This window comes from Rickettsia akari str. Hartford (genome assembly GCF_000018205.1).
GTDB classification, from domain to species: domain Bacteria; phylum Pseudomonadota; class Alphaproteobacteria; order Rickettsiales; family Rickettsiaceae; genus Rickettsia; species Rickettsia akari.
On sequence record NC_009881.1, the window covers coordinates 640,000 to 666,358 of the forward strand.

Sequence of the window (26,359 nt, forward strand, 5' to 3'; positions counted from 1 at the left end):
TTAGCTAACTCCCATACGTAGCAAATCATGAATATGAATAATGCCTATAATAATATTATCATCAACAATTGGTATATTAGTGATATTTTTGGCTTGCATTAAATTTAAAGCCTCTTTTGCAAATATTTCCGATGAGATATAAATAGGATTTTTGGTCATAACACTTGATGCTGTTTTTAAGTGGATTTGATCGTTAATATGACGACGTAAATCCCCATCGGTTATAATCCCTATCAAATTTTGGTTTTTATCCGTGACAAGTGTACAACCTAAACGTTTTTTATTCATAATAATTATAGTGTCGGCAAAGGACGTATCTTCATATACTAAAGGTATTTCATCACCGCTACGCATTAGGTTTTTAATTTTTGTTAAGTTAGCACCGATTATACCTCCTGGATGATAAATTTTAAAATCATCTTTAGTAAAGCCTCGTTGTTCATGTATAACAGTTATTAAAGCATCACCCAGTGATAACATTATTAAAGATGATATAGTAGGAGCTCCAATTAAAGAAGCTTCCGGGTGCTCAGGTACTATTAATAAAAAATCGCTTCTTTTAGCTAAAGTGGAATTTTTATCCATTGTCATTGCAGCAATTTTTATGGAAAAGTTTTTACAATATTCAACCACATTAAATAGTTCTTTAGTTTCACCGGAATTAGATAGCATAATTACCAGATCATGTCTTGTAACCATACCTAAATCACCGTGACTTGCTTCTGCCGGATGTAAATAAAAAGCAGGCATACCAGTTGAAGAAAAGCTAGCAGCTATTTTTCTTGCAATATAACCGCTTTTGCCTATGCCGGTTAGGATTATCCGTCCTTTGAAAGATAATAAAAATTCTATAATCCTGCTGAAGTCTTCAGGGATATTTTTAGATAATTTTTCTAAAGCACTTGCTGCACTAGAAATAACCCTCTTTGCGATGATTTGGTAATTATTTGTGTGGTTCATTATGTGCTCATTTGTGAAAATCGCAATTGCGAGCAATTAAAGGCTTTGTTGTATAGATCATTGTATGCTATTTTTGTATTAAGACCGATGTCATGCCCGCGTAGGCGGGAATCCAGAAAAATAACTTAAAGTATCGATATAGAAGTTATAAATTTGATGAAATAAATCTAAAAAACAAGTTTTTTATAGGTTTTGACTGGATTCCCGCCTACGCAGGCATGACATAAATTGATCCACACAACAAATGACATTTAATTAAAATACTTACGTTCTGTAATTACTTCAGTAGTGTCAGAATTATTATCTTCATTCCAAGCTCGTTTCTTACTAGAATCACGTCGCTCAGGTTCTGAGTTTTCCTTAGAATTATTAACATTATTTTTTTGCTTTGGATTATTTGAAGATTTATCCTTATCGGCATTTTTAATAGTTAGTTTTGCTTTGCCTTTATTGTCAAAGCCTATTAGCTTAACTTTTACTATATCGCCTTGTTTTAAAACACTGCCAACCGTTTCTATTCTTTCTTCTGCAATTTCACTAATATGAACAAAACCATCTTTAGTACCTAAATAATTAATAAAAGCACCGGAATCTAAGACTTTCATTACCGTACCGTTAAATATTTCACCGATTTCAGGCTCAACGGCAATAGCTTTAATTTTATCTAAAGCGACTTTTAGCTTATCTCTATCTGAAGCATAAACAGAAACCGTACCGTCATCGCTTATATCTATTTTAGCATCGCTAGTCTCACAAATTTCCTTTATTACTTTACCGCCCGGTCCTATAACATCTCTAATTTTATCCTTATCTATTTTTATAGTAGTAGTAGAAGGAACATTCTTACCTAGTTTGCTATTTGGTTTACTGATAATTTTATTCATTTGATCCAGTATATGCAAACGACCGAGTCGTGCTTGCTCTAAAGCTGCTTTCATTATTTTAAAATCTACTCCGGATATTTTGATATCCATTTGTAATGCAGTAATCCCTTCGCTAGTTCCTGCAACCTTAAAGTCCATATCACCGAAATAATCTTCATCGCCGAGAATATCCGATAATACGGCAAATTTTTTGCCTTCTTTAACAAGTCCCATAGCAATACCCGCAACCGGTGCTTTTATCGGTACGCCTGCATACATTAAAGCAAGAGAACTACTGCAAACAGTTGCCATTGAAGAAGAACCGTTAGACTCCGTAGTTTCAGCAACTACTCTAATAGCATAAGGAAATTGTACTTTATTAGGTAATATTGGATTAATAGCACGCCATGCGAGTTTACCGTGTCCGACTTCACGACGACTAGGTGCTTTCATCGGCATTGCTTCATTTACCGAATAGGGTGGGAAGATATAATCAAGCATAAAACGCTCTTTATACTCACCATCTAAACTGTCAACTAGCTGCTCATCTAAACTAGTACCGAATGTAGTGCTAACTAAGCTCTGCGTTTCCCCTCTAGTAAATAAAGCTGAACCGTGTGCGGAAGGTAGCAAACCTATTTCACAAGCAATTTGTCTTATATCCGTAGTACTTCTTCCATCGATACGTCTATTTTTTTCTAAAATTTCGTTACGCAATATATCTGATTCAATAGATTTTAAAGCCGATTCGATTTGATAATTACTATATTTTTTATTTTCTATATCGCTTACAAAATGTGTAAGCACTTTTTCATGTATTAAATCTAAATTAGTACTACGTTCCTGTTTAGATTTAATCGCAAAAGCTTGTTTAATTTCTTTTACAAATAACTTCTCAATTTCTTTCTTTAATGAGGCAGGATATAAATCTTGCATTTGAAACTTTGGTTTTTTAGCTTCTTTTGCTAGTTCTTTAATGATCTTTATTATCGGCTGGAAGCTTTCAAACCCAAACTTTACGGCTTCTAACATTTGTTCTTCAGAGAGTAAATTAGCTTCCGATTCAACCATCATTACCGAGTCTGCTGTTCCTGCAACTACTAAATCCAGCTGACTTGTTTTTAATAATTCAAGTGTCGGGTTTAAAACAAATTCACCGTCGATTAAACCTACTTTACTTGCAGCAACTATTTCTAGATAAGGAGCAGGGGATAGACTAAGTGCAGCCGATGCACCGATAATTGCAAGTATATCTACTGGAGTCTCAGGATCATATGACAGAACAGTACAAGTTACATGAGTTTCATTAACAAAAGCCGGATGAAATAACGGTCTAATCGGTCTATCTATTAAACGAGATACTAAAACTTCTCTATCTGATGCTTTTCCCTCACGTTTAAAAAATCCCCCTGGTATCTTACCGGCAGCATATGCCATTTCTCTATAATTAATTGTTAAAGGAAAAAAACCTATACCCTCTTTTGCTTTGTTAGCTACTACAGCCGCACATAACAAAACGGAATTACCCATTTTCACCGTAACTGCCCCATCAGCCTGACGTGCTATTTTACCTGTACTAAGCTCAAGAACTTTCCCGTTCCATGTAACACTCTTAGTTATTTCGTTAAACATCTATTTATCTCATTGCATAATTTAATTTTTCTTTTTTATTCCGGATTTTTATTATGTCGTTTCCGCGAAAGTGGGAATCCATTACTTTAAAGCTTTTTAAAAGCTCAATTGATCTTGCTTTATCTTGGATTCCCGATGCCGCGGGAATGACATAGGTACACTACTTCACCTTCCTAATGCCTAGCTTACTTATTAAATCTAAATATTCGCTAAGACTATTCTTTTTAATATAGTTAAGTAATCTACGGCGGCGTCCGACTAAAACTAATAATCCACGTCTTGAAGTATGATCTTTATGATTAGATTTAAAATGCTCGGTTAAATTATTGATTCTTTCAGTTAAGATAGCACATTGCACCGCACTTGAACCGGTATCATTTTCCGTTATAGCATATTCTTTAATTAATTGTTGTTTACGTTCTTTAGTAATCGACATCAATAATTTCTCCTTAAATTGTTATAATACATTAAACACACGTAAAGAATTAAAGCAATTCTTGTTTAAGCTACCTATTGCAAGCAGAGTACCCTTATAGCGAACCCATAAAAGACTAATGTCGTCTTCATAATCAAATATGCATTTCTGTCCATATTTAATTTGCTGTGCTTGGCTGTCAGTTGCATCAAGAACCAGGATGTCGTCCAGTATTGCTTCTATCTTTATGCTTTTTTCCTCTAGGAAACTTTTCGTAATTTCGTCAGGCGATTTAATTCGGATAGCATTTTCTGCTTTAAATATTCCAACCTGAGTACGGCGTAATTCTATCACAAATCCTAAACTTTGCAAGGACAATGCCAAATCTTCTGCTAAAGTCCTTATATAAGTACCTTTTGAGCATTCCGTATAGTATATAGCGATAGCATTTTTCTTATCAAAATTTAAACATTTTAGATTATAAATCGTTATATTTCGTGGCTTTAATTCTACTTCTTTCCCCTCTCTAGCAAATTTATAAGCTCTGACACCGTTAACTTTAAGAGCTGAAAAAGCCGGCGGTATTTGTGTTACTTTACCGATAAACTTAGAACATACGGTATAAGCCTCTTCTTGAGAAGGGATATAATTTTTTGTTGCTATTACGGTGCCGGTATAATCGCCACTATCGGTTTGTAGTCCAAATTTTATTGTAAAAATATAGGTTTTTCTAGAATCAATTAGCAGCTGTATCAGCTTTGTAGCTTCACCTACGGCAATGGGTAGTATCCCTTCCGCTTCAACATCTAAAGTACCGGCATGTCCTACCTTAACTTTTTTACCGAGTATTTGTTTTACCATGCTAACCAGTTTAGCAGAACTTATACCTCCTGGTTTATAAATATTTAACCAATAATTACTCATTAATATACTTCTATAAAATAAATGGTTCATACCTCAAATTAAATGAGTATATCCTTGACTCAAGTTTAAAAAATCTTTAATATGTAACTCTAGCCAATAGCAAGATATAGGTTAGACCAAATAATGACAATTAACCCCAGTAGTATAGGAGATTCTTCTTCTAAAATCAATATCCGTTTTTCCAAACTTACCGATTATATATGGCCTATAAAATGCCACGAAGTTTCTAAATTTTTATTCATCACCTTATTAATGTTCTGTATTTTATTTATCCAAAATCTAATCAGAGCTTTAAAAGATAGTATTGTTACTACTATGATAGGTGCCGAGACTATCTCGTTTTTGAAGTTTTGGGGAGTGATGCCATCAGCTTTCTTAATAACCGCTGTATATGTAAAGCTTGTTAATAGGATAAAAGCAGAAAATATATTTTATCTTATTATATCAATTTTTTTAACATTTTTTGCTTTATTTGCATACGTTATTTTTCCAAATCATGAAATACTGCATTTAAGCCCTGTAACCGTTCAAAATTTAATGGTAAGCTTACCTAATTTAAAATGGTTTATATTGCTTTTATCAAAATGGAGTTTTTCGCTATTTTATATAATCGCCGAATTATGGCCAAATGTAGTTTTTGCATTACTTTTTTGGCAGTTTGTTAATAATATTACTACCGTGGAAGAATCTAAAAGATTTTATCCGTTATTCGGTTTACTTAGTCAAACAGGTATTTATTTAGCAGGGCAGTTTTTAGAAAATCTAAGTAATATTAATGATTACATAACTAATAAATTTGCATTGCAATCGTCTTTTCATACACTTTCTATACAAATTATACTAACTATGGTATTAATTTTAGGAATAATAGCTATTAAAACTTTTTGGTTGCTTAATCATAAAGTACTAGACAAAGAGCATATGGCGTTACTCAAATTTAAAGCAAAGAAAAAATCTATGACTATTGCCGAAAGTTTTCAGATGATTCTATTGTCAAGACATATTAGATTAATTGCAACTTTACTTATCTGCTATGGCATTGCCATTAATTTAGTAGAAGGTCCTTGGAAAGCAGCAGCTACTAAAATTTATAAAACCCCAACCGAATATGCAGCTTTTATAGGAGGTTATTTGAGCTACACTGGAGTATTTACTATTTTATTTGTCGTACTTGGTTCAAATATAGTTAGAAGACTTGGCTGGTTTACGGCGGCTGTCATCACACCTTTAATAGTTTTTATTACCGGTATATTATTTTTTGCTGTTAATAATTTTGAAGGATTTGTCGGCTTAATAATAGCAAATTTTATTCTAACTGATCCTACTTTAGTTGCTATAACAATAGGTGCTATTCAAAATGTACTTAGTAAATCAAGTAAATACACCTTATTTGATTCAACAAAAGAAATGGCTTATGTTCCTTTAGATCCGGAAATAAAAAGCAAAGGTAAAGCCGCTGCCGACGTGATAGGTATAAAACTCGGTAAATCCGGTAGTGCATTTTTACAATCATTGGTATTTATGATATTACCTTCCGCTAGTTATCAATCTATTTCCATCTGTTTAATGATTATATTTATAATTACTTGCTTAACTTGGCTTTGGGCAACTACAAAACTCAATAAAGAATATAAAAATTCCATTAAATTTTTTCAATAGTAATATCGGTTTTTTCTTGATATTACTAAAATCTCTATATACTATCCTTGGCAGTATAACACAAACTGTGAAACAACGCCGTGTTATTTGTTTTAATGTCATTGAGATGAGATTACAAAATAATTGACGAAGCAATCTCAGGCAAAATTTCTGAGATTGCCACGCTCCTTACAGTCGCTCGCAATGACGGCTCGATATTCGCGTGGGCAATCACATAATTACTTACAGTTTGTGCTAATTAATTTTTTATTAAATTAGAGGAGGTTTTATGAGTCAAGATCATACTGGATATGAAAATGATGAAGGATATGAGTCCGATATAGATGAAAAAACACAAGAACAAGCTGCTCCTGCGCAACCTACGCTAGATACAGCTGATGATGGTTTTAGCTTTACTCCTGCATCTTCTACTCAATCTACTCCTGCCATTAGTACTTTATCTGGCACTATTTCCACTGACGATCAGATATCAGACCCAATAACCAAGGCTGTAAGAGAAATAATTATACAACAACAAAAAGATGAGATAGCAGAACAAATATTAAAAGACCTGGCAGCCCTTGTAGACCGTGATTTAGCTGAACAAAAAAGAAAAGAAATAGAAGAGGAAAAAGAAAAAGATAAAAAGTTAAGTGTGTTTTTCGGTAACCCAGCTAATAGAGAATTTATTGATAATGCTTTAGAAAAGCCTGAACTTAAAAAGAAATTAGAATCAATAGAAATAACAGGTTATAAAAATATTCTCTTAACATATAGTGCCGCTAATGGATATCATGGTGGATTTAAGCCGGTACAGTGGGAAAACCAAATAAGTGCAAGCGATCTTAGAGCCACGGTAGTTAAAAATGATGCAGGCGATGAACTCTGTACATTAAATGAAACAACTGTTAAAACTAAGCCTTTTACTGTAGCTAAAAAAGACGGTACTCAGGTTCAAATCAATTCATACAGAGCAATAGATTTTCCTATAAAACTTGATAAAGCCGATGGGTCAATGCATTTGTCGATGGTAGCATTAAAAGCTGATGGCACAAAGCCCTCTAAAGATAGAGCAGTATATTTCACTGCTCACTACGAAGAAGGACCAAACGGTAAACCTCAACTTAAAGAAATAAGCTCACCGCAACCTTTAAAATTTGCCGGAGACGGACCGGATGCGGTAGCTTATATTGAGCATGGCGGAGAAATTTATACACTTGCGGTAACACGCGGTAAATATAAAGAAATGATGAAAGAGGTAGAACTACACCAAGGGCATAGCGTTGACTTATCACAAATTATAGCTGAAGATTTAACAAAGGTACAGGGTCGATCTCAGGAAACACTTCAACCGATAATAACTCCGAATCAAGAATTAAAATCATCTATTGAAACGCCTACCACTACACAAGTACCTCCAATTACTCCTGCCAGCCAACCACTACACACTGAGACTTCACAAATGCCACAGTCGCAACAAGTGAATCCAAACCTCTTTAATGCAGCTACAGCTTTATCATGCAGCATGCAAGATTTATTAAATTATGTAAATGCAGGTTTAACAAAAGAAAAAGACGGTAATACACAAATTGATTTAATTAACGAAGCAGCTACTGCAATTCTTAATAATGAGAAAGAAAAGCAGGCTAATTTCATTACTTTAACTAAAAATATGGTCAATAATAACGCCCTCACGCCGGATACAAAAGTAGCTCGAGTAAATGCGGTATTAGAAACCATAAAAAATAATCAGGATACCCCAGACATAGAAAAATCAAAAATGCTTGAAGCTACAGTAGCTATCACATTAAATTCAGAGAATCTCACACCGAAGCAAAAACAGCAGATGTTAGAAAAGGCAGTAGATGTCGATTTAAGTTTTAAAGATGATACAAGTAGAGCTGTGGCAATTGACGGTATTACGGGTGCTGTAATAAAAAGTAACCTTTCTACTAAAGATAAAGGGACCATGCTGATAGCAGTAGGTGATAAGGTTAATGCCTCTGAATTAAGCAATGCGGAAAAACAACAATTATTAGGTTCTGTATTAAAGAAAGGTGTAGAAACCAAAATTCTCAGTCCAGAACAACAACAATTGATGCAGCAGAATTTAGATAAGATTACAGCGGAACAAACTAAAAATGATAACATAACAGAGGTGCAAGGTATTTTAGCTAACCCTGCGTTTAATACTATCGCTAAAACTGCAGCAATACAAAAGGTTACTACAAAGGTTTTAGATAGTCCGATTACAGCAGAAATAAAAGGTGAAACGCTTGAAAGTATTACTAAGATAGTTGCTGAGAGTCCTTTGAACGTTCAAGATAAAACAGACATTGTTAAAGGTATGGGAGAAGCTATAGCTAGTCATAGAACTATGGCACCTACAAAAAAAATTGCTGCTATAGAATCCGTAGAAACAGGGGTAGCAAAAAGTATAACAGATTTGGAAGATAAAAAGTTAATGACTAAAGGGTTAGTAGATGGTATTTATGAAGACAAAGCAAATCCTGAAATAACTTCTGAAATGATGAAAGCTGTTTCTAAAGGGGTTGATAATAGTACTGCTATACCGGAAGATAAACAAGCTCTTAAAGATGCAGCGAGTGAGGCAGCTTTAGATAGAGCAACTCAAAATTTCACTGAAGAGTTAAAAGGACAGAATTTAGACGAACCTAAGCCTCGCGATGATATATATAACAAAGCTCAAGATATAGCTTATGCATTAAAAAATGTTGTTACCACTGTTTTAGATGCTAATCCTGAAAAACGTGAAGTCTCAGAAGAAGAAGTTATGAACAAAACTTCCAGTATATTAAATGATATCTCTAAGATTGCAATTGAGAAAGTCAATAATTTGCGTGCTATGCTCTCTCCAGATAGTAATCTTAAAACTCTTGAAGAAAAAAAAGCTGAAGCAACAAAAAAAGTAGATGAGCTGGTAAAGGAATTTGGTACTAAATCTTCGACTGAAGAACAGCAAAGTTTCATTCAAGCTAATTTAATTGACGATAAAACTTTATCTAAAGAGGTACGTTTACAAACTATAGATAAGTTATTACAAGAACAAGCACAAAAACGAGCAGAAGCAATTAAAAACCCTAATGTTAAAACAGAAGATTTAAGGGTAGTATCAGGACAGTCCGCATTAAAACCTATAAGTAACGATGAGCCAGATATTGAAAAAACTAAAATGGTAGTAGGAAGAGATCGAGTTAATATTAAAGATAATATAAAAATTATGGGCGCATTAATGAATGCAAGAGATAGCATTATTCAGTCGGAAAAGCTAAATAAATTAATACCTATTAAAAAAGAGTCGGCCTTTCCGCAACGCTAATTAAGATTTGTATGCTATATATAATGGCAAGCAATGTCATTCCTGCGAAGCATTGTTACGTGGAGCGGTTTTACCTCTGTCACTCCCACGGCTTGTCTGCGATATGACACCGAATGCGTTTTGTGGTCCAAGCAACAACACCTTTCTGCAAACGCAGGAAGCATGTTCTTGTATGGTTATTTTATCAATTAAGGTGGCTTTTCCAAATTCCCGCTTTCGCGGGAATGACATCGGGATAGTTCCATAAAGCTGCTTTTAGCTAGGAAATAATGATAGTGACTATTTCTCAGCTATAAGCTGAGATGTTATAAATAGAAGTGTAATCGATTAGAAATAGGTCATCATTAATAGTTGCACCTTCTTGCTCATCAATATACTGCTGTATCATTTCATCAGTAATATTACCCAAACTAACTGCCATATAACCTCTAGCCCAAAAATGATTGCCCCAATACTGCTTTCTCAAATAAGCAAATTCTTGCAATAATATTCTTGAGCTACTGCATTTTCAATACTGCACAAGTTTGCTAGGTGTTATTTGCGGTCTATACTAGATAAACATATGAACATGATCACAAGCTACTTTGCCTGAAATTATCTGTACTTCATGTTCCATACAAATACTCCTAAATAAATCTCTAGATCTCTCTTCGCTACCTTTCACGTTAATACACTCTTGCTATACTTTGGTACCCACATATTGTGTACTTTTAAATCATACTGGATATGGCTATTTTTTTCTATAACTTCTCATATCTCTTTATAAATTCGTCGCCAAGGCAACTTCATTATATCTTACATTCGACTAAAGGCGATTGATTGTTCATCCCAAATCGGCATATTAATTATTTTACGAGCTAGCTTTTAGCTTATCTTTTCCGGCTAAACATTTTACTAGATTATTAATGGCTTGTTGTTCTTCCGTGCTATTAATTTTCATAAAATTTCTTGAAACTTCAATACACATACGTTGATGTTGAGTATATACAGGCTGCGGTTTATTAGCTTCTTCTAAACCTTCAAAGAAATAATCAATATTCCTATCTAAAGCTTCTGCTATTAGTACTAGCCTTCCTACAGAAATTCTATTAATTGCTTTTTCGTATTTTTGTAATTGTTGATGAGTAACATCAATTACTTCAGCAAGTTGTTGACGAGACAACCCCTTAGCGAGTCTTAAAGAATAAATTTTCTGACCGATAAAACTATCGATTTTTTGTATAATATCGTTTTTTCTACCCATTATCTTCTCCTTGGTTACTAATTATGTCTATATTTAAAATTTTTCTTTGAACAAAAATTATGTTATAATATATTATTATAAAATATGTGGCTATCGATAATTTGATACCATTAAACTTATCCAATTGTAAGTAGAAATAATACCATAAATTAGTATTATAAGCAACTACAAAATAACATTTTTAAGTTTTTTGTAATCATTTGGTAAATAATTATTAAAGAATCGTGCAAAATTATTTCTTATCACATAGAAACAGCATAAGAGATTTACAACTATTTTAAAGATACAATATAAATATCTTATGTTTTAAAAACTTATTTACTGAGGTATAAATTACAATTTATATAAAAATAAAGTTTTGCTGTGTTATAGAAAAATATAAAACTAATACAAGGGAAAATTTTATTTCTATGTCAATATTTCAAGTCAAAGATAAAATATAGTTTCATTTTAACTATAAATTAATTATTTACAGCGAACTTATTTAAGGTTAAATATAAAATTGATAATAACAACTAAATCTTATAATGAGAAAAATTTTTAATTGTCTTTACGTAGCCTTATTTAAAACAATAGAAGATGATGGCGTTGAACATTCGGGATATATGTCATTCATGATACTTGTATCTATTTTCCCTTTCCTAGTATTCTTATTAGCTTTAACAAGCTTTTTAGGAGCTTCAGAACTTGGTCAAAATTTTATACAAATTTTTCTGGAGAGTCTTCCGGAACAAGCAACGGAATCAATAGAAAAGAGAATACGAGAATTACTAAGTGCTCCTCCTCAAAGTTTAATGAATCTTGCCATAGTAGGCAGTATTTGGACTGCTTCTTCTTTTGTAGAATGTTTAAGGACTATTTTAAATCGTGTATATCAAATAAAATCCCCTCCCACTTATGTAAGAAGAAGATTACTTAGTATTATACAGTTTCTTATAATTAGTGCCTTAATTACCTTTACTATGTTTCTTTTAGTGGTGATTCCAATATTATTTACAAAAATACCGATAATATTAGAGACCATTGAAAAATATAAGATTATTTTAAATTTTACAAGATATTCTTTAATTTTAATTTTATTATTTTTAGGTGCCTCAGCTTTGTATTATATATTACCCAATGTAAAACTAAATTTTATTGATGTATTTCCAGGGGCTCTATTAACTGTGATATTATGGGTCATAAGCGGCTACTTGCTTTCAACATATATAGTCTACTATAATCAACTAAATCTAATGTATGGTTCCCTTGGTAGTATAATAGTTACATTAATATTCTTCTATATTATAAATATGATATTTATCTATGGTGCAGAATTTAATTATCTAATGAAAAATTATAAAAATATAGAGTGAAGTACTGCTTAAAGCACTTCATAATTATCTAATTTTACAAAAAAAATAATTAATTGAAACAATTTCGGCAGTTTTATATTTAAAACTTTATATCAATCTTTATTTTAGAAGTACAATTTATTTAAAAAAGTCCGGTTTAAATAACATAAAGCTCTCTTGAGATGACGTAGGTAATGGAGTTAAATTATATTGCGGATCGAAAGCATTCCCGTAAATTTTTTCTATTTTGTGAAGCGAACTTGGAGATCTTAAAGCCAACAATATTGACTTTAAAATAGTAAAAATTGCTATATATGGATCGGTTTCGGGAGAAGCTAAGCGATGCTCTAAACGTTTAGGAAAAGAATTAGGAGTTCGTACGGCTACACTTCTATTATTTCCACCGTACGATATATGAGTAGGAGCCATAAATTGTTTATTTATTCGTGAATAATCTAGAGTAGTAGGCATAAAAGCGAGTATGGTATCTAGCATATAGTGACATAGCCCTTGTGCTGCTAAAATTATATAATAATCATTGAACGCAGAATTAAAATTAATATGAAAATGCATACTATTACCATAATCATCCAAAAATGGCTTAGGAGAAAAATCTATATACCCGTTTAACTGCTGTGCAATTTTTTTTAAAATATTTTTAACCTCTAATATATTGTGGATATATTGTATTAAGTTTACAGAAGGAGGGAGATCTATTTCAAATTGGTTATTGCCTTTTTCTTTTTTTATTTTAGCAATTTTGAATCTAGCTAAGTATTTGCTTGAAAGTATTTCAAATTTAGCTATATCAACATTGTGACTTAAATAAAACTCTATTTCTACGCCTATAATAGGAATTAGGTTATAGTCTTGGTGAAATTGTGCTATTATTTTTTCCAACTGTTTATTTTTTTGTAAACGTTTGGATAAAGTATTAATAAAACTATTATAATTAATATAGGGTAGTTTCATGGAAGGATTAATCAACGAATCAGTTTATTATAAAATTTTTGATAAAACATTCAATAATTCTAGTCATAGATATATAAAAAAAAATAACTCTATAAATGAAGCAGAAATAGTTGAAAACAAAAAATCTATTACTACTTATTTTAAAGCACAAGATATTTTAATTTTAAACCAAGTACATAGCAATCAAATTGTTAATGCTGATAAGTCCACAATTGCCGTACCTGAAGCAGACGGCAGCATTACAACTAAAAAAAATTTAGTATTAGCTGTACAATCGGCAGATTGTGTACCGGTACTACTTGCAAGCGGCGATGGTAAGATAATAGGAGCGGCACACGCAGGTTGGAAAGGCAGCATCAACAATATTATTAGTAATATAGTTACTAAAATGATAGAAAAAGGAGCAAAGAATTTAATAGCAGTGATCGGTCCTGCTATAGCTCAAAGTTCATATGAAGTTGATGATGAATATTATAAAACTTTCTTAAGTAAAGATATTAACAATAAACAGTTTTTTATAAACTCGATAAAGGAAAATCATTATATGTTTGATTTACCGGCTTTTGCAGAGTTAAAACTTAAAGAAGCAGGTGTTAAAGATATAAAAAATATTGCTGAAGATACTTACACAAATCCATTAAAATATCCAAGTAAAAGACGCTCATATCATTTGCAAGAACCTTATAATCAGAATATATTATCAGCTATCGTAATTAAATAACAGTATTGTTAAATAAATATTGATGGTTTAAAAAAGCTACATCATTGCTAGCGGACATATACTACGTGGATACCACTCCGTCATTGCGAGAAGAAACTGAAAGTTTTGACGAAGCAAGGAAGAACAAACATTCTGTAAATCAGAATTTTTTTAATTATTTTTCTGGATTACCACGTCGCTTCGCTCATCGCGATGACGATATCTATCTTTATTGAGCAATGCCAAAATAATGCTTCATTTATCCAGAGTATATTAATGAATCACGAGAAACATTACTATCAAATAGTTTATGCACCAAACGATATTTTTAAAAAACAAGCAGAATATATAGACATTGTTGATGATAATATCCGTACTATTTTGTCGATCAAATGCTTCAGACTTTACATATAGAAAGGGCAGTTGGCCTCAGTGCTAATATGGTAGGAATATTAAAGCGTATAGCAATAGTTGAGCTACATGAAAATAATAAATCATCGCCTATAGTGTTGATTAATCCGGAAATAACTTATTTTTCGGAAGCAAAACAAACTTTTATTGAGTGTTCTTTATCATTTCCAGGCATTGAAGCCTCTATTACACGCTCAAAAGTAATCAAGGTAAAATATCTCGATTATGACGGTAATAAACAAGAACTAGACGCAGAAGGCTTTTTAGCGACTGTAATTCAACATAAAATAGATTATTTAAACGGTAAAACTTTCTTAGATTATTTATCAAAACTTAAGCGTGATATGCTCCTTAAAAAGATGCTCAAGCATATAAAACTCCATCCTCCACATATTCACGGTAACACTTGTAGACATTAATTAATTCTTAAAATAATAAAACTTTCTTGACTATTAATAGAAAAAGTATAATTTATTTACAATTTTATTTTTTATTAATAGATATGAAGGAAATATTTTATGTATCAATAACAACTAAATATATCTAATCAATATCCAGAAGAATGTTATATAGATCAAGAGGCTTGAATACTTAAAACACCTTGTAATCTATATAATCACTCATTGAACATCATACATAATACAGAATCAATAAAATCTATAGAATGTGTAACATGAACAGTAATATATGGATAGATGTGGGTAACAAAAGATTTACACAAGGCTTGATGCCGCCCGCTAGCATATCTTGGTTATAATAGTTTTGGTGATAAACAAAATATAGATAAGGTAAAATTATATATAGCGGTGGGAAAAATTTAGACAATGAAACATGTAAACAACTCATTAACAGTCAAAATAATAAAAACTTTGATCTTAGTGAATTTTTACAAATTAATCCAAAAATACTCTCAAAATCTTTTAAACAAAGCCAACCAATTTGCTAGTATATGTAAATCTAATGCAACAAATATTTCTAATGATACTGTATTATATAATGATACAGTTTTAGAAGCTTACCGTCCATTTCTTAGAGCGGATTTGCTTGATATTTTTAAAATTCATTTAACATTACAAGATAAAATAGTGTACTATGGACATAGAGGAACTATAAAGTATATAGGAAAACGCGTTATTGAAAAAGTGTCTGATTGTGGTAAAAAAATTCATGAATTTTATTTATACCGGTAACAATAAAAATGTTAGTACTAATCTCAATACTAGTAAAGTTACCACATAAAACTACTGAAATCAGGAACAAACATAATAAATGTTACGGTGAAATACGTGAAACCCATATAAAATTTAGATTAAATAAACATTATCCAATAACAATTATATAATATAGATCACTTTCTCTTCATGATAAAATAATCCCTAGATGGTCTTTTGATTTTAAATTTGTTCTGAGCATTCCTAACGGAGATAAGATGGAGGCAAAAGATAATGCGTATCTAGGCATTAATTATAATCTTGAAGGTAAAATATATAAATTAACTGTACCAAATCCTCACATAGTTTCTTAAAACCCTCTTTGGCCTACTTTAGTCATGTATCATGGTCAAATTTATACATTACATGTAAAATAGTGGACATTATCACTACTTAGTGCAAAAAGTATATGAACATAGAGGAATGGTAACAATATTGCATGAAGACCCACCTTATTCTTTAGAATTGATAGGTTGATTGGAAGTATGGCCAAATTACAAAAATGACAGTAAAACAAAAATCACATCTTTATAAACCTTAGCCAAGCTTCCCAGTCACGTTTGCCTAAATCTTCTTCAAACGATAATAAGTCTTTTACAGTCTGCTTACATATTTCTACAGAATGGATTATAATCTCTTGTTCTTTTGTAGAATTTAGTACACATTGTGTTTTACAAGCTTGTTCTAAATGGTAAGTATAAAACATAGCTTCATGAATAGTTTTGCCTCAGGTAATAGCACCCGTGATTACGAAGTAACATCACATAATTTTGCTTAAGGTCATTAAAAGTCTACTACTTTACTTATCAGTATTTAGCACTCGAGAATTATCATCATGATATGATATCCTTCCCCTTCTAAAATTTTTCCGTATAAACTCACTTTTAAAAGATTCTCCGTAGTTACTTCTTCAAACCTTAGTCCAAAAGGATAAATATAGTAAAAATTGGCATTTTTAGGTCTTGCGGATAGATGCGTATAAGTATGATCCCAGCGATAAATATGCCATTATCCGGTAAGCGGTAGCTAAATTATATTTTATATCCATAATTGTTAAAATCTATATTGGTTTTATCTCATGCTTGCGTGGCTTTGACCTTATGTATGTGATTCCCGATTTCGCGGGAAATGACATAGGAGAGTGGTGCAACAAATCTCCAAAAGCTATTTAAAGGGAGCGTATACTGCTTCTTTCTTTATCTCTATCGTTGCTTCTTTAGGTGCTTTTATACATTCTTGTAAAGATTTTGTCCCTAAATACGGTGCTAGATTATAATTTAATATATAACATTGTAAATTATCTTTCTTACCGCCAAAATTAAATTCAATTTTATTGCCTTGCTCCAATAGCGTTTTAACCTTTGTCGTTTTTTGAATAAAATTCTTTTGTTCTACGTTTAAGTGTTTGATTCTTAGTATATTTTTTACTACGGAAAATGTAGAAATAGCAAAAAGCATAAGGAATATAAATAATTCTTTATTACTTTGCTTATTTAAGAAAATACTATTTTGAATATATGAAGCTGCAATCATTCCGATCGCTATCACATAACATCCAAGGTATCTAAGTAACGATGCTCCTCTCATTGCCTCTTCATAACTAAAGTTAAAGAAATATAAATATAACCGCCATAAAGCAAAAATTAAAAAACATCCAAACGTACTTATCAGGAAAAATTTATATTCTTGCAGCAAATCCAGTTTATATTGATGAATTCCGTACCATGCAGCTATACAAATAGTATATACAACTAAACTGCCTTCTTTTACTAAGAATAACAAGAGAAATTTACCGTAATTTAGTAATAATGCTCTATGCTGTTCATTAAAATTTTCAGCAATATATATCAAATTGCTAACACTATGTTCACCTCTGTCAAAAAAATCATGAGTATTTTGAAAATAACTCATCCAAATCAAATTACACCAAATTGGCAAGGTAAGTAGAATTAGATATATAATGTAATCACTTGATTTTTTAGGTTTTTTATAAAAAATCATATAATGAGCTATAAGAATTATCGAAGCAAAACTTGAAAACCATGTTCCAATTTCTCGGAAAAGTGCAAGCAATATCGTAATAGGTAAAATAAGCAATAATGCTTTTTTCTTGTCTTCCTCAATGATATAAATCGTAAAAATAGCTCCGAACATTAAGCCAATAGTACTATCATTATATATAGAGCGAATTCCTGTCGTATATAATACTACGATGCAAAGTAAAAGTGAAAACAACATTCCGGTTTGCCAGAGCTTCTTATTTGCGGCTAAAGGAGCTAGAAATGCTAAATGTAATAAGAAATGAGCAAATAATACGTTACCGTCTGAATAACCTGAAAGTGAAAGCATAAAGTAATGATAAACGGCAGCACCTCTAGGATAATGTGCATGAGTAGTAATAATAGAAGTGAACGAGTTTTGACTTTCAAAAACACCGAAATATAGCAATTCCTTAGTAAATATCCCCCAGTGCGAGAAATCATCATAAGCATGCAGAGATGCTTCCATTGTATAAAGAAAAAATATGAAGATTATTAAAGCGAATATGATGATTTCAATTATATTTTTTCTAGATTCCTGCTTCCGCATGAATGACATAAAGTGAGAGGATGACATGAAAGCTAAAAATATACCGATGAAATAACTTACATGTGTTATAGCTGGTAATAGCTTTAACATAGTAAAGCAATATAAAATCGGTACTAATATGCTGATTGTTACGGGAATAGCGAAGGTCAATTTTGTTTTGAAATATTTGGCAAAAAAAGACGAAAACCCAAAAATGCTTAATATCGGTATTATTATCATATTAATTTGTAAATAAATTTTTGGTCATTGCGAGGAGCTATAAAACCCACTGTGTTACCCCCCATGGCTTGACCATGAGTGCAACCGCCTTTATTCACCCGTGTTTAATCTTAGCTTGCGCTGCGGCGATTCTTGCTATAGGGATACGGTATGGAGAGCAAGAAACATATTTTAAATTCATTCTATGAAAAAATGCTATAGAAGCAGGGTTTCCTGCATGTTCCCCACAAGCTCCGAGTTTCAAATTAGCATTACTGCTTTTCCCTCGTTTTATAGCAATTTCAATTAATTCTCCTACTCCTTCTTCATCTAGAGTAGTAAATGGATCGGATTCAAAAATCTTTTCTTCTAAATAATATGGAAGAAAAGATGCAATATCATCTCTAGAAATTCCATATGTAGTCTGAGTTAAATCATTAGTACCAAAACTAAAATAGTCAACTTCCTTAGCTATTTTCTTACTGTCGAGCGCTGCCCTTGGTAGTTCTATCATAGTACCAAGCGTAAAAGAAAATTTATATCTATAACGTTGTTCTAATTCCTCTATTACCTCATAAATATCCATTTTAAGCTTTTTTATTTCACCTACATTGCTAATTAAAGGAATCATTAGTTCTAAGTTACATTCTATATGTTCTTTTTTATGTAGCTCAAACATAGCCGTAAAAACTGCTTCAATTTGCATTTTGTAAATTTCCGGTGAACATATACCAAGTCTACATCCACGGTGACCGAGCATAGGATTTACTTCATGCATAGCATGAAGACGTTGATTAATCATGGACAAAGGTAGATTTAAGCTGTTTGCCAAATCCTTTTTATCTTCTTCAGTAGTAGGTAAAAACTCATGTAACGGCGGATCAAGTAATCTAATATTTACCGGTTTATCTTTCATCACTCTGAATAAAGCTTTAAAATCCTCCGTTTGCAGAGGCAATAATTTCTGCACGGCAAGCTTTCTACGTTCTATATCAGGAGCAATAATCATTTCCCTTACTAAAGGAATTTTATTTTTATCAAAAAACATATGTTCGCTACGACACAAACCTATACCTTGAGCCCCCAACTTTATAGATACTAAAGCATCGTTAACCGTTTCGGCATTTGCACGAACTTTTAAGCTACTAATTTCGTCTGCCCAATCTAAAATTAACTTTGATTCCTCACTGAAAGTAGGTTGAATTAACGGCATTTCACCTAAGAAGATTTTACCGCTACCTCCATCAATCGTGATAATATCACCTTGTTTAATAACTATATCACCTGCTGTTAATATTTGCTTTTTTTCATCTATAGATAAATTACTTGTACCGCACACACAAGGCTTCCCCATACCTCTTGCCACAACTGCGGCATGTGAAGTCATTCCGCCTCTAATAGTTACAATACCTGAAGAAACATGCATTCCGTTAATATCTTCGGGGCTTGTATCATGACGTACTAAAATTACTTTATGATGATGAGATAATTTTTCAGCATCATAAGGCGAGAATACTGCAATACCAGTTGCAGCACCTGGAGACGCAGGAAGCCCGTCGGCAATAGAAGTAAACCCTTTACTGTAATCAATACTTGTATGCAATAATTGATTTAATGATTCCGGATCGATTCGCATTAAGGCTTGTTCTTTAGAAATAAGCTTTTCTTCTACCATTTGTACGGCAATATTAATAGCAGCGATGGCTGTTCTTTTTGCAGTACGTGTTTGTAAGATATATAGCTTATTATTTTCTATAGTAAATTCTATATCCTGCACATCTAAGTAATGTTCTTCAAGCTTTCTCGCAATTTGTGATAATTCCTTAAACACTTCCGGCATCATTGCTTGCATAGAATTTGAACCATTGGCAATAATAGGCATAGGTGTTCTAGTTCCAGATACTATGTCTTCACCTTGAGCATTTATTAAAAACTCTCCAAAGAGCTTTTTTTCTCCTGTAGCAGGTGATCTAGTAAAAGCAACTCCCGTAGCTGAAGTTTTACCTAAATTACCGAAAACCATTGCTTGGATATTAATAGCCGTACCGAAACACTCCGAAATATTATTGATTTTTCTATATATAACCGCTCTATTACTCATCCAAGAATGCAGCACCGCTTTAATTGCCGATTCTAATTGTTCATAAGGATCATTAATTAGTTGCTTAGTATACTTAATATGCAACCGTTTAAAATCTTCAATAATTTTTTCTAATAATTCTACGGTAATATCACTATCTTTATGAATATCGGCTTGAATCTTGTGCTTTTCATAAATTTGTTCAAATAGATCACTAGGTATAGATAATACCGTTGAACCATACATTTCTAGAAATCTTTTGTAACTATCAAGAGCAAATCGTTTATCACCACAGGAATCCGCAAGAGCATTACACACTTCGTTATTCATGCCAAGATTAAGGATAGTATCCATCATTCCAGGCATTGAAATCGTAGAACCCGAACGAACCGATAATAATAGTGGATTGCTTGTGCTGCCGAAAATTTTACCGGTAGTTATTTCAAGTTTGGTGATAGCCTTTTTTAAGTCGTTTTGAAAATTTTTAGGAAAGTTATTATTGTGGGTATAAAAGTAATTACATAGATCCGTAGTTATTGTAAAACCATCAGGAATAGGGAGTTTTAGATTAGACATTTCAGCAAGACCGGCACCTTTGTTACCAAGGACATTCTTCATGCTAGCGTTTCCGTCACTACCATTACTGCCAAAATAATAAATTAATTTTTTCATATCATATATCAAAATTTGCTAACAATTTATGTGTTTAGAAGCATTAAACACATATTTATACAGTATGAAAACAATAGTAGCAATGTTAAATTTAAGAATATCGTTAATAAAATAGTTGAAATTTTAAATTTGTTATTATAATTTGTTATTATACTTATTAATTAAATTATATTCTGTGTACAAAAGTCAAATTTTCAAAAAGATATTATTAATTTTTGCTAAAAAATATCTCAAAATAGCAAATCAATTAGAAACCCTCACAGAACCTAATAGGTGCATTGAACTTCTTCTAAATGCTATTGACTAATTTAAGAAAATTGACCATAATTCTAAACAGGTCGTGCAGTTGCGTGATGATATAGCAAAGCTGTAGATCACGAGGAAAGTCCGGACTCTATAGAGGTATGGTGCCGGTTAACCTCCGGCAAAGTATTATTACTTTAGGGAAAGTACCACAGAAAATATACCGCTGAATTGTACGTAAGTACTCGGTAAGGGTGAAAAGGTACGGTAAGAGCGTACCGGTAAGTTGGTAACAAATTACGCATGGTAAACCCCACCAAGAGCAAGATCAAATAGGCATTACAGAACTTATCAAGTTCCCGGATTATCTCTAGCCGGCTTGTAATGCGGGTAGATCGCTTGAGGTAAACGGTAACGTTTATCCTAGATAAATAACTGCAATGAATTTATATTCATACAGAATCCGGCTTATAGACCTTATTGTCATACCGTATCCGTATGTCATTCCTGCTTTCGCATGAATGACATACGAAGTGTTAGTACACCATATGGCAATATGACGAGACCCCGGAATGACCTGGAACTTACTATGACACAAATTTAATGAAAAAGTTATATTATTATCCTATTTGCCCTCTTTCAAGACAAGCTCGTGTCTTCTTAAAAGAATTAGATATAGAATTTACTACGATTAAAGAAGATTATTGGCAATTCAATAAAGGTTTCTTAAAAATAAATCCTGCTGGAACATTGCCTATTTTAAAAGAACCATACGGCTTATTTGTGGTAGGTATTTATCCTTTTATTGAATATCTGAATAGCAAATATCCGAATTTTAATTTTTTAGATGAAAATATTGATATTTGTTGCGAAATGAGACGATTATTCTTTTGGTTTAACGATAAATTTTATCGTGAAGTTACTAAGATTATTATCGATGAAAAAGTTATAAGATCAATTGCTAAAATGAGCAGCCCACGAACCGAGTTTTTACGTGCTGCAAAAAATAATTTAAATTATCACTTAGAATATATAACTTCTTTACTCGAAAAAAGAAGTTATCTCGTATCGGATTCACTAACTATTGCCGATATTGCCGCAAGCTGTCACTTATCGGTACTTGATTATTTCGGTGAGATTTATTGGGATAAATGGACACTTATCAAACATTGGTATTCACTAATTAAATCAAGACCGACTTTTAGGTTATTATTACAAGATAGAATACCAGGCTTTACCCCTCCGAGCTATTATACAGATTTAGATTTTTGAATATATAATTTAATAATTTGATTCTTTCCGTATCATGAGCTTTAAGTATTTTACGAATATTATTAAGAGATTGATTTTTTATGAGTGCAGGCTTATATTCAAGATGAACTCCACTTAAAATAGCTGTTCCGTCGCCGTAGGTACATTTTATTATTGCAGGTTTATTATCTTCATAACTTGCTATTATTTCAGTATCTTTAGTATTTTCTGCATCAACAAAATATCCACCACCATTATAAAAAGCATAACAATCCTTAATATTTAAATTAAGCGTTGGATTTATTTTAAGGTAAGCGGCCCTTGCTCCTTTATTTGAACTATAGTAGTAAGGAGCAAGCAATGGCCCTCTAACCGTTCCATTGAAAATCCTTAATTCTCTTTCACCTATAATCTCTATATTTGTTCCTTTAGCAAATGCTAAATAATTGCCGCTATAATAACTACCCGCACATATTCCAAGAAAATTACCGCCATTTTTTAAATAATTTTTTATATTATCATTTCCTTTACCTTGCAATTTTTGTACATAGTATAAATCTCTTCCACCGAGTAAAATAAGTAATAAGGTGTTTTGAAAACACTTTTCCTCTATAATGTCTTGTGCAGTAATATAATCTACCTTATACTTTGGAGCATAAAGTTTTAAGGTGTGCACGCAATGCTTAATACTTTCTTTTGAAACTCCTAAATCATTATAAATTTTTATTTTCATTTTTATATTATTGACAAGAACATTATATAATTCTATTTAGTGTAATTACTTAAAAATAAATTATGAGGTAATTTTATGCAACTTAATTCAATATCGTTACCGTTAACCAAAAGGCAAGCAATAGAAATAGTTTTAGGAGTGGCATTACTTACTATTTGTTCACAAATATTAATACCGTTTAAGCCTGTTCCCATAACATTACAAACTGTTGCAGTACTATTTATCGGGCTTACTTATAATAGGGTCAGCGGTACTCTAGCAATATTATCTTTTGTGACGCTAGGAGCTGCAGGTGTGCCGATATTTGGTGAATTTTCTAGCGGGTTACCAATATTATTAGGTATTACCAGTGGATATCTAGCAGGTTTCATAGTTGCCGTATATATTATGGCTAGCTTAAAAGATAAAATTTTTACTTCTAATAAATTGTTAAACCAAATTACTTTATGCTTAATCGGTAATATGATTATTATGGGTTTAGGCTGGCTATGGTTATCCAAATTTTTAGGATTAAAAGAAGCATTTTATAGTGGTGTACTATTTTTTATAATACCCGGAATAATTAAATCAGGCTTATTAATCGGACTTATCAATGTGGTACAACCAAAAACTCGATGAACTTCTGTATTGCCTAAAAATTTTGATGTCATTCACGCGGAAGCGGGAATCCAGGAACATTTAGTATCATACCGCGACTTGATCACGGTATCCAGTCTTTGTTAATTTTTTGCTGTGTACCACGTGGTCAAGCAACGGGGTAACATAGTATGTTTTACTGGGTTCTCGCTGCCGCAGGAATGATATCAAGTATTGATATATAACTCTATCATTCATGCAAAAAATCAATAACAATGCTAATTCCGCATTTTCCGGTGCCGACCTGGAAAAATAATATTAAATATGATCTTGAAAATATAGCAAGCCTTTTAAAAGCCTTAGGTAACCCTCATTTAAGGCTTCCTCCCGTCATACATATAGCAGGTACCAACGGTAAAGGTTCAAGCAGTGCTATGCTTAAAAGCATCTTTACGATTGCCGGTTATAAAGTACATTGCTATACATCTCCTCATTTATTCGAATTTAATGAACGAATCGTAGTAGCAGGTGAAAAAATCTCGGATAATGAATTATGGCAAGTTTGTGAAGAGGTGAGGGTAGCAAGCGAAAAATTTAATATCGAACCTAGCTTCTTTGAAGGTACTACGGCAGCAGCATTTGTAGCATTTGAGAAAACAAGAGCCGATATATTAATTTTAGAGACGGGACTAGGCGGTCGGTTAGACGCAACAAATATAGTAGAACGACCGTTAATTACTTTAATTACACCTATTTCATATGATCATATGAATGTGCTTGGGTCAACATTACCACTAATAGCAGTTGAGAAATCCGGTATTATGAAATCTTGCGTTCCTTGCGTTATAAGTATACAAGCTTTAGCAGTTTATGAAACATTATTTGCAAAAGCTGAAGAGCTAGATGTACCTACTTTTTGTTATGAATATGATTTCAGTATTAAAAAGGCGGAGAACGGATTTATTTATTCATCACGAAATTTTAGTTATGAATTTCCTACTCCTTCACTGCTTGGTGATCATCAATTAATAAATGCTGCAAGCGTTATTGCTTTAATAAGTTTGATAAATAAACAATTTAATATTAGCAACGACATTATCTCTAAAGGACTGCAAAATACTATTTGGCGGGCTAGAATCGAAAAAATAGAACCGACAAAATATTCCAGATTAATAGGTGATAATGTTCAAATTTGGGTAGACACAGCTCATAATAATAGTGGGGCTCAAGTTTTTGCAAATTGGATTCGTGATAACTTAAAATCACCGATATATTTAATACTCGGTATGACTAAAAATAGGAATATCAAGGAGTTTTGCTCCTACTTTAAGGATTTGACAATTAAAGGTTACGGTGTTAAAGTTTTATCCGAACCGCTAAGCCATAGTGCAGAAACAATAAATTTGGAAGGCAGAAAGAGCGGTATTGATTTTAGCGCAAGCGACTCACTCGAAGATGCGATTAGTGATATAAAGAAGATAAACGGTGATAATAAAGCAAATATTATAATAACCGGATCGCTTTATCTAGCTTCCGATTTTTATAAATTGCTGTCTACTCGATGAACTGTAAAAATTGGCTACATCGTGCTACAAGAGCGATGGTGCTCACCGATTCTTATACGCTCCACTCCTCGTCTTGTGAACTCCTTGCTCTTTTTACAGTTGATCTTCGTATACCCGAGACAACAACAAACCTAAAACCCTATCTAGGAGAAAATAACATGACATATTGCAACAAATCTAATCAAACCTCATATCCTTTTATCTTACCTGATTTACCTTATGACAAAGAGAGTTTTAAACCACATTTTACTCCCGAGACTTTTGATTATCATTATGGTAAACATCATAATGCTTATGTACAAAATCTAAATAACTTACTCAAAGATAAAGAAGAATTACAAAAAAAAGATTTAGAAAAAATAATATACTGGTCGTCTCAAAACTCAAATGCAGCTATTTTTAATAACGCAGCCCAAATATGGAATCATACTTTTTTTTGGCATTCAATAAAGCCGCATGGCGGAGGTAAGCCAAATGGTAAAATATTAGAACAGATTAATAAAGATTTCGGTAGTTTTGAAGGATTTTGCGAGCAGTTTAAGCAAGAAGCAGTGGGGCAGTTCGGTAGCGGCTGGGCATGGCTGGTATATCACGATAATAGGCTACAAATTATAAAAACTGCTAATGCCGGCACACCTATAGCAAACGGTATGAAGCCGCTTCTTGCATGTGATGTATGGGAACATGCTTATTATATTGATTATCGTAACAAAAGACCTGATTATGTGGACATATTTATTAAGCATATGATTAACTGGCAGTTTGTAGAAGATAACTTAATGAAGTAAAATTATGCATTTAGAGGATAA

Annotated in this window: 19 protein-coding genes, 1 other RNA gene and 3 pseudogenes; 12 read left to right on the forward strand and 11 right to left on the reverse strand. The window is 32.3% G+C overall.

Going from position 1 to position 26,359, the window contains the following annotated elements; translation table 11 throughout:
• The 4 genes from A1C_RS03205 to truB form a co-directional block, all read right to left on the reverse strand.
• Positions 1–960 (reverse strand): KpsF/GutQ family sugar-phosphate isomerase, encoded by a 960-nt coding sequence (locus A1C_RS03205; RefSeq protein ID WP_012149624.1) that lies wholly within the window; start codon positions 958–960, stop codon positions 1–3.
• A 251-nt stretch (positions 961–1,211) separates the two neighbouring features.
• The gene (pnp, locus tag A1C_RS03210) at positions 1,212–3,455 is read right to left on the reverse strand and encodes a polyribonucleotide nucleotidyltransferase (protein ID WP_012149625.1); all 2,244 of its coding nucleotides are present in this window, start codon (positions 3,453–3,455) and stop codon (positions 1,212–1,214) included.
• A 160-nt stretch (positions 3,456–3,615) separates the two neighbouring features.
• Positions 3,616–3,891 carry a 30S ribosomal protein S15 gene (gene rpsO, locus A1C_RS03215; protein ID WP_012149626.1) on the reverse strand — a complete coding sequence of 92 codons (276 nt, stop codon included), beginning with the start codon at positions 3,889–3,891 and terminating at the stop codon, positions 3,616–3,618.
• Positions 3,892–3,912: 21 nt separating this feature from the next.
• Complete coding sequence (truB, locus tag A1C_RS03220) at positions 3,913–4,794, reverse strand: tRNA pseudouridine(55) synthase TruB (RefSeq protein WP_012149627.1); 882 nt, start codon at positions 4,792–4,794, stop codon at positions 3,913–3,915.
• A 123-nt stretch (positions 4,795–4,917) separates the two neighbouring features.
• Between truB and tlc4 the strand changes: the two genes are divergently transcribed.
• Both tlc4 and A1C_RS03230 read left to right on the forward strand, forming a co-directional pair.
• Positions 4,918–6,453 (forward strand): NTP/NDP exchange transporter Tlc4, encoded by a 1,536-nt coding sequence (gene tlc4, locus A1C_RS03225; protein ID WP_012149628.1) that lies wholly within the window; start codon positions 4,918–4,920, stop codon positions 6,451–6,453.
• A gap of 268 nt (positions 6,454–6,721) precedes the next feature.
• Positions 6,722–9,772, forward strand: a complete 3,051-nt coding sequence (locus A1C_RS03230) for a Sca4 family spreading effector (RefSeq protein WP_012149629.1) — start codon at positions 6,722–6,724, stop codon at positions 9,770–9,772.
• Between the two features lie 286 nt (positions 9,773–10,058).
• On the opposite strand, the pseudogene tnpA reads toward A1C_RS03230, so the two are convergent.
• Both tnpA and A1C_RS03240 read right to left on the reverse strand, forming a co-directional pair.
• A pseudogene (tnpA, locus tag A1C_RS06885) lies at positions 10,059–10,526 on the reverse strand (IS200/IS605 family transposase).
• A 96-nt stretch (positions 10,527–10,622) separates the two neighbouring features.
• Complete coding sequence (locus A1C_RS03240) at positions 10,623–11,015, reverse strand: helix-turn-helix domain-containing protein (RefSeq protein ID WP_012149631.1); 393 nt, start codon at positions 11,013–11,015, stop codon at positions 10,623–10,625.
• A 527-nt stretch (positions 11,016–11,542) separates the two neighbouring features.
• Here A1C_RS03240 and A1C_RS03245 point away from each other — a divergent pair.
• Positions 11,543–12,370: a YihY/virulence factor BrkB family protein gene (locus A1C_RS03245; RefSeq protein ID WP_012149632.1), complete on the forward strand. Its 828-nt coding sequence runs from the start codon at positions 11,543–11,545 to the stop codon at positions 12,368–12,370.
• A 117-nt stretch (positions 12,371–12,487) separates the two neighbouring features.
• Here A1C_RS03245 and A1C_RS03250 read toward each other — a convergent pair whose 3' ends face one another.
• Complete coding sequence (locus A1C_RS03250; RefSeq protein WP_012149633.1) at positions 12,488–13,321, reverse strand: type I glutamate--ammonia ligase; 834 nt, start codon at positions 13,319–13,321, stop codon at positions 12,488–12,490.
• Here A1C_RS03250 and pgeF point away from each other — a divergent pair.
• From pgeF to A1C_RS08105, 3 genes and pseudogenes are all read left to right on the forward strand, one after another.
• Positions 13,320–14,042, forward strand: coding sequence for a peptidoglycan editing factor PgeF (pgeF, locus tag A1C_RS03255; protein WP_012149634.1), 723 nt, complete (start codon positions 13,320–13,322; stop codon positions 14,040–14,042). The two genes, A1C_RS03250 and pgeF, sit on opposite strands and share 2 nt — an antisense overlap.
• 255 nt (positions 14,043–14,297) lie before the next feature.
• Positions 14,298–14,851 (forward strand): annotated as a pseudogene (def, locus tag A1C_RS03260) (peptide deformylase).
• A gap of 405 nt (positions 14,852–15,256) precedes the next feature.
• Positions 15,257–15,622: a hypothetical protein gene (locus A1C_RS08105; RefSeq protein WP_012149636.1), complete on the forward strand. Its 366-nt coding sequence runs from the start codon at positions 15,257–15,259 to the stop codon at positions 15,620–15,622.
• Between the two features lie 541 nt (positions 15,623–16,163).
• On the opposite strand, the pseudogene A1C_RS03265 reads toward A1C_RS08105, so the two are convergent.
• Positions 16,164–16,691: pseudogene (locus A1C_RS03265) on the reverse strand (class II aldolase/adducin family protein).
• Between the two features lie 116 nt (positions 16,692–16,807).
• Positions 16,808–18,322 (reverse strand): hypothetical protein, encoded by a 1,515-nt coding sequence (locus A1C_RS03270; RefSeq protein WP_332239155.1) that lies wholly within the window; start codon positions 18,320–18,322, stop codon positions 16,808–16,810.
• A 28-nt stretch (positions 18,323–18,350) separates the two neighbouring features.
• On the opposite strand from A1C_RS03270, the gene A1C_RS09255 reads away from it, so the two are divergent.
• Complete coding sequence (locus A1C_RS09255; RefSeq protein ID WP_012149639.1) at positions 18,351–18,467, forward strand: hypothetical protein; 117 nt, start codon at positions 18,351–18,353, stop codon at positions 18,465–18,467.
• A gap of 78 nt (positions 18,468–18,545) precedes the next feature.
• On the opposite strand, the gene ppdK is transcribed toward A1C_RS09255, so the two are convergent.
• On the reverse strand, positions 18,546–21,182 hold the full coding sequence (gene ppdK / locus A1C_RS03275; protein WP_012149640.1) for a pyruvate, phosphate dikinase: 2,637 nt from the start codon (positions 21,180–21,182) through the stop codon (positions 18,546–18,548).
• Positions 21,183–21,512: 330 nt separating this feature from the next.
• Between ppdK and rnpB the strand changes: the two genes are divergently transcribed.
• Together rnpB and A1C_RS03280 are read left to right on the forward strand one after the other, a co-directional pair.
• Positions 21,513–21,912: RNase P RNA component class A (rnpB, locus tag A1C_RS06295), an RNA gene on the forward strand.
• A 116-nt stretch (positions 21,913–22,028) separates the two neighbouring features.
• The gene (locus A1C_RS03280; RefSeq protein WP_012149641.1) at positions 22,029–22,697 is read left to right on the forward strand and encodes a glutathione S-transferase family protein; all 669 of its coding nucleotides are present in this window, start codon (positions 22,029–22,031) and stop codon (positions 22,695–22,697) included.
• Here A1C_RS03280 and A1C_RS03285 read toward each other — a convergent pair.
• Positions 22,660–23,409 (reverse strand): BPL-N domain-containing protein, encoded by a 750-nt coding sequence (locus A1C_RS03285; RefSeq protein ID WP_012149642.1) that lies wholly within the window; start codon positions 23,407–23,409, stop codon positions 22,660–22,662. The genes A1C_RS03280 and A1C_RS03285 overlap by 38 nt on opposite strands.
• Before the next feature lie 75 nt (positions 23,410–23,484).
• Between A1C_RS03285 and A1C_RS03290 the strand changes: the two genes are divergently transcribed.
• The 3 genes from A1C_RS03290 (at position 23,485) to A1C_RS03300 (ending at position 26,338) form a co-directional block, all read left to right on the forward strand.
• On the forward strand, positions 23,485–24,027 hold the full coding sequence (locus tag A1C_RS03290; RefSeq protein WP_012149644.1) for a biotin transporter BioY: 543 nt from the start codon (positions 23,485–23,487) through the stop codon (positions 24,025–24,027).
• A gap of 233 nt (positions 24,028–24,260) precedes the next feature.
• Complete coding sequence (locus A1C_RS03295) at positions 24,261–25,550, forward strand: folylpolyglutamate synthase/dihydrofolate synthase family protein (protein ID WP_012149645.1); 1,290 nt, start codon at positions 24,261–24,263, stop codon at positions 25,548–25,550.
• A gap of 158 nt (positions 25,551–25,708) precedes the next feature.
• Entirely contained in the window at positions 25,709–26,338 is a 630-nt protein-coding gene (locus tag A1C_RS03300) for a superoxide dismutase (protein WP_012149646.1), read from the forward strand.
• Positions 26,339–26,359: the final 21 nt, after the last annotated feature.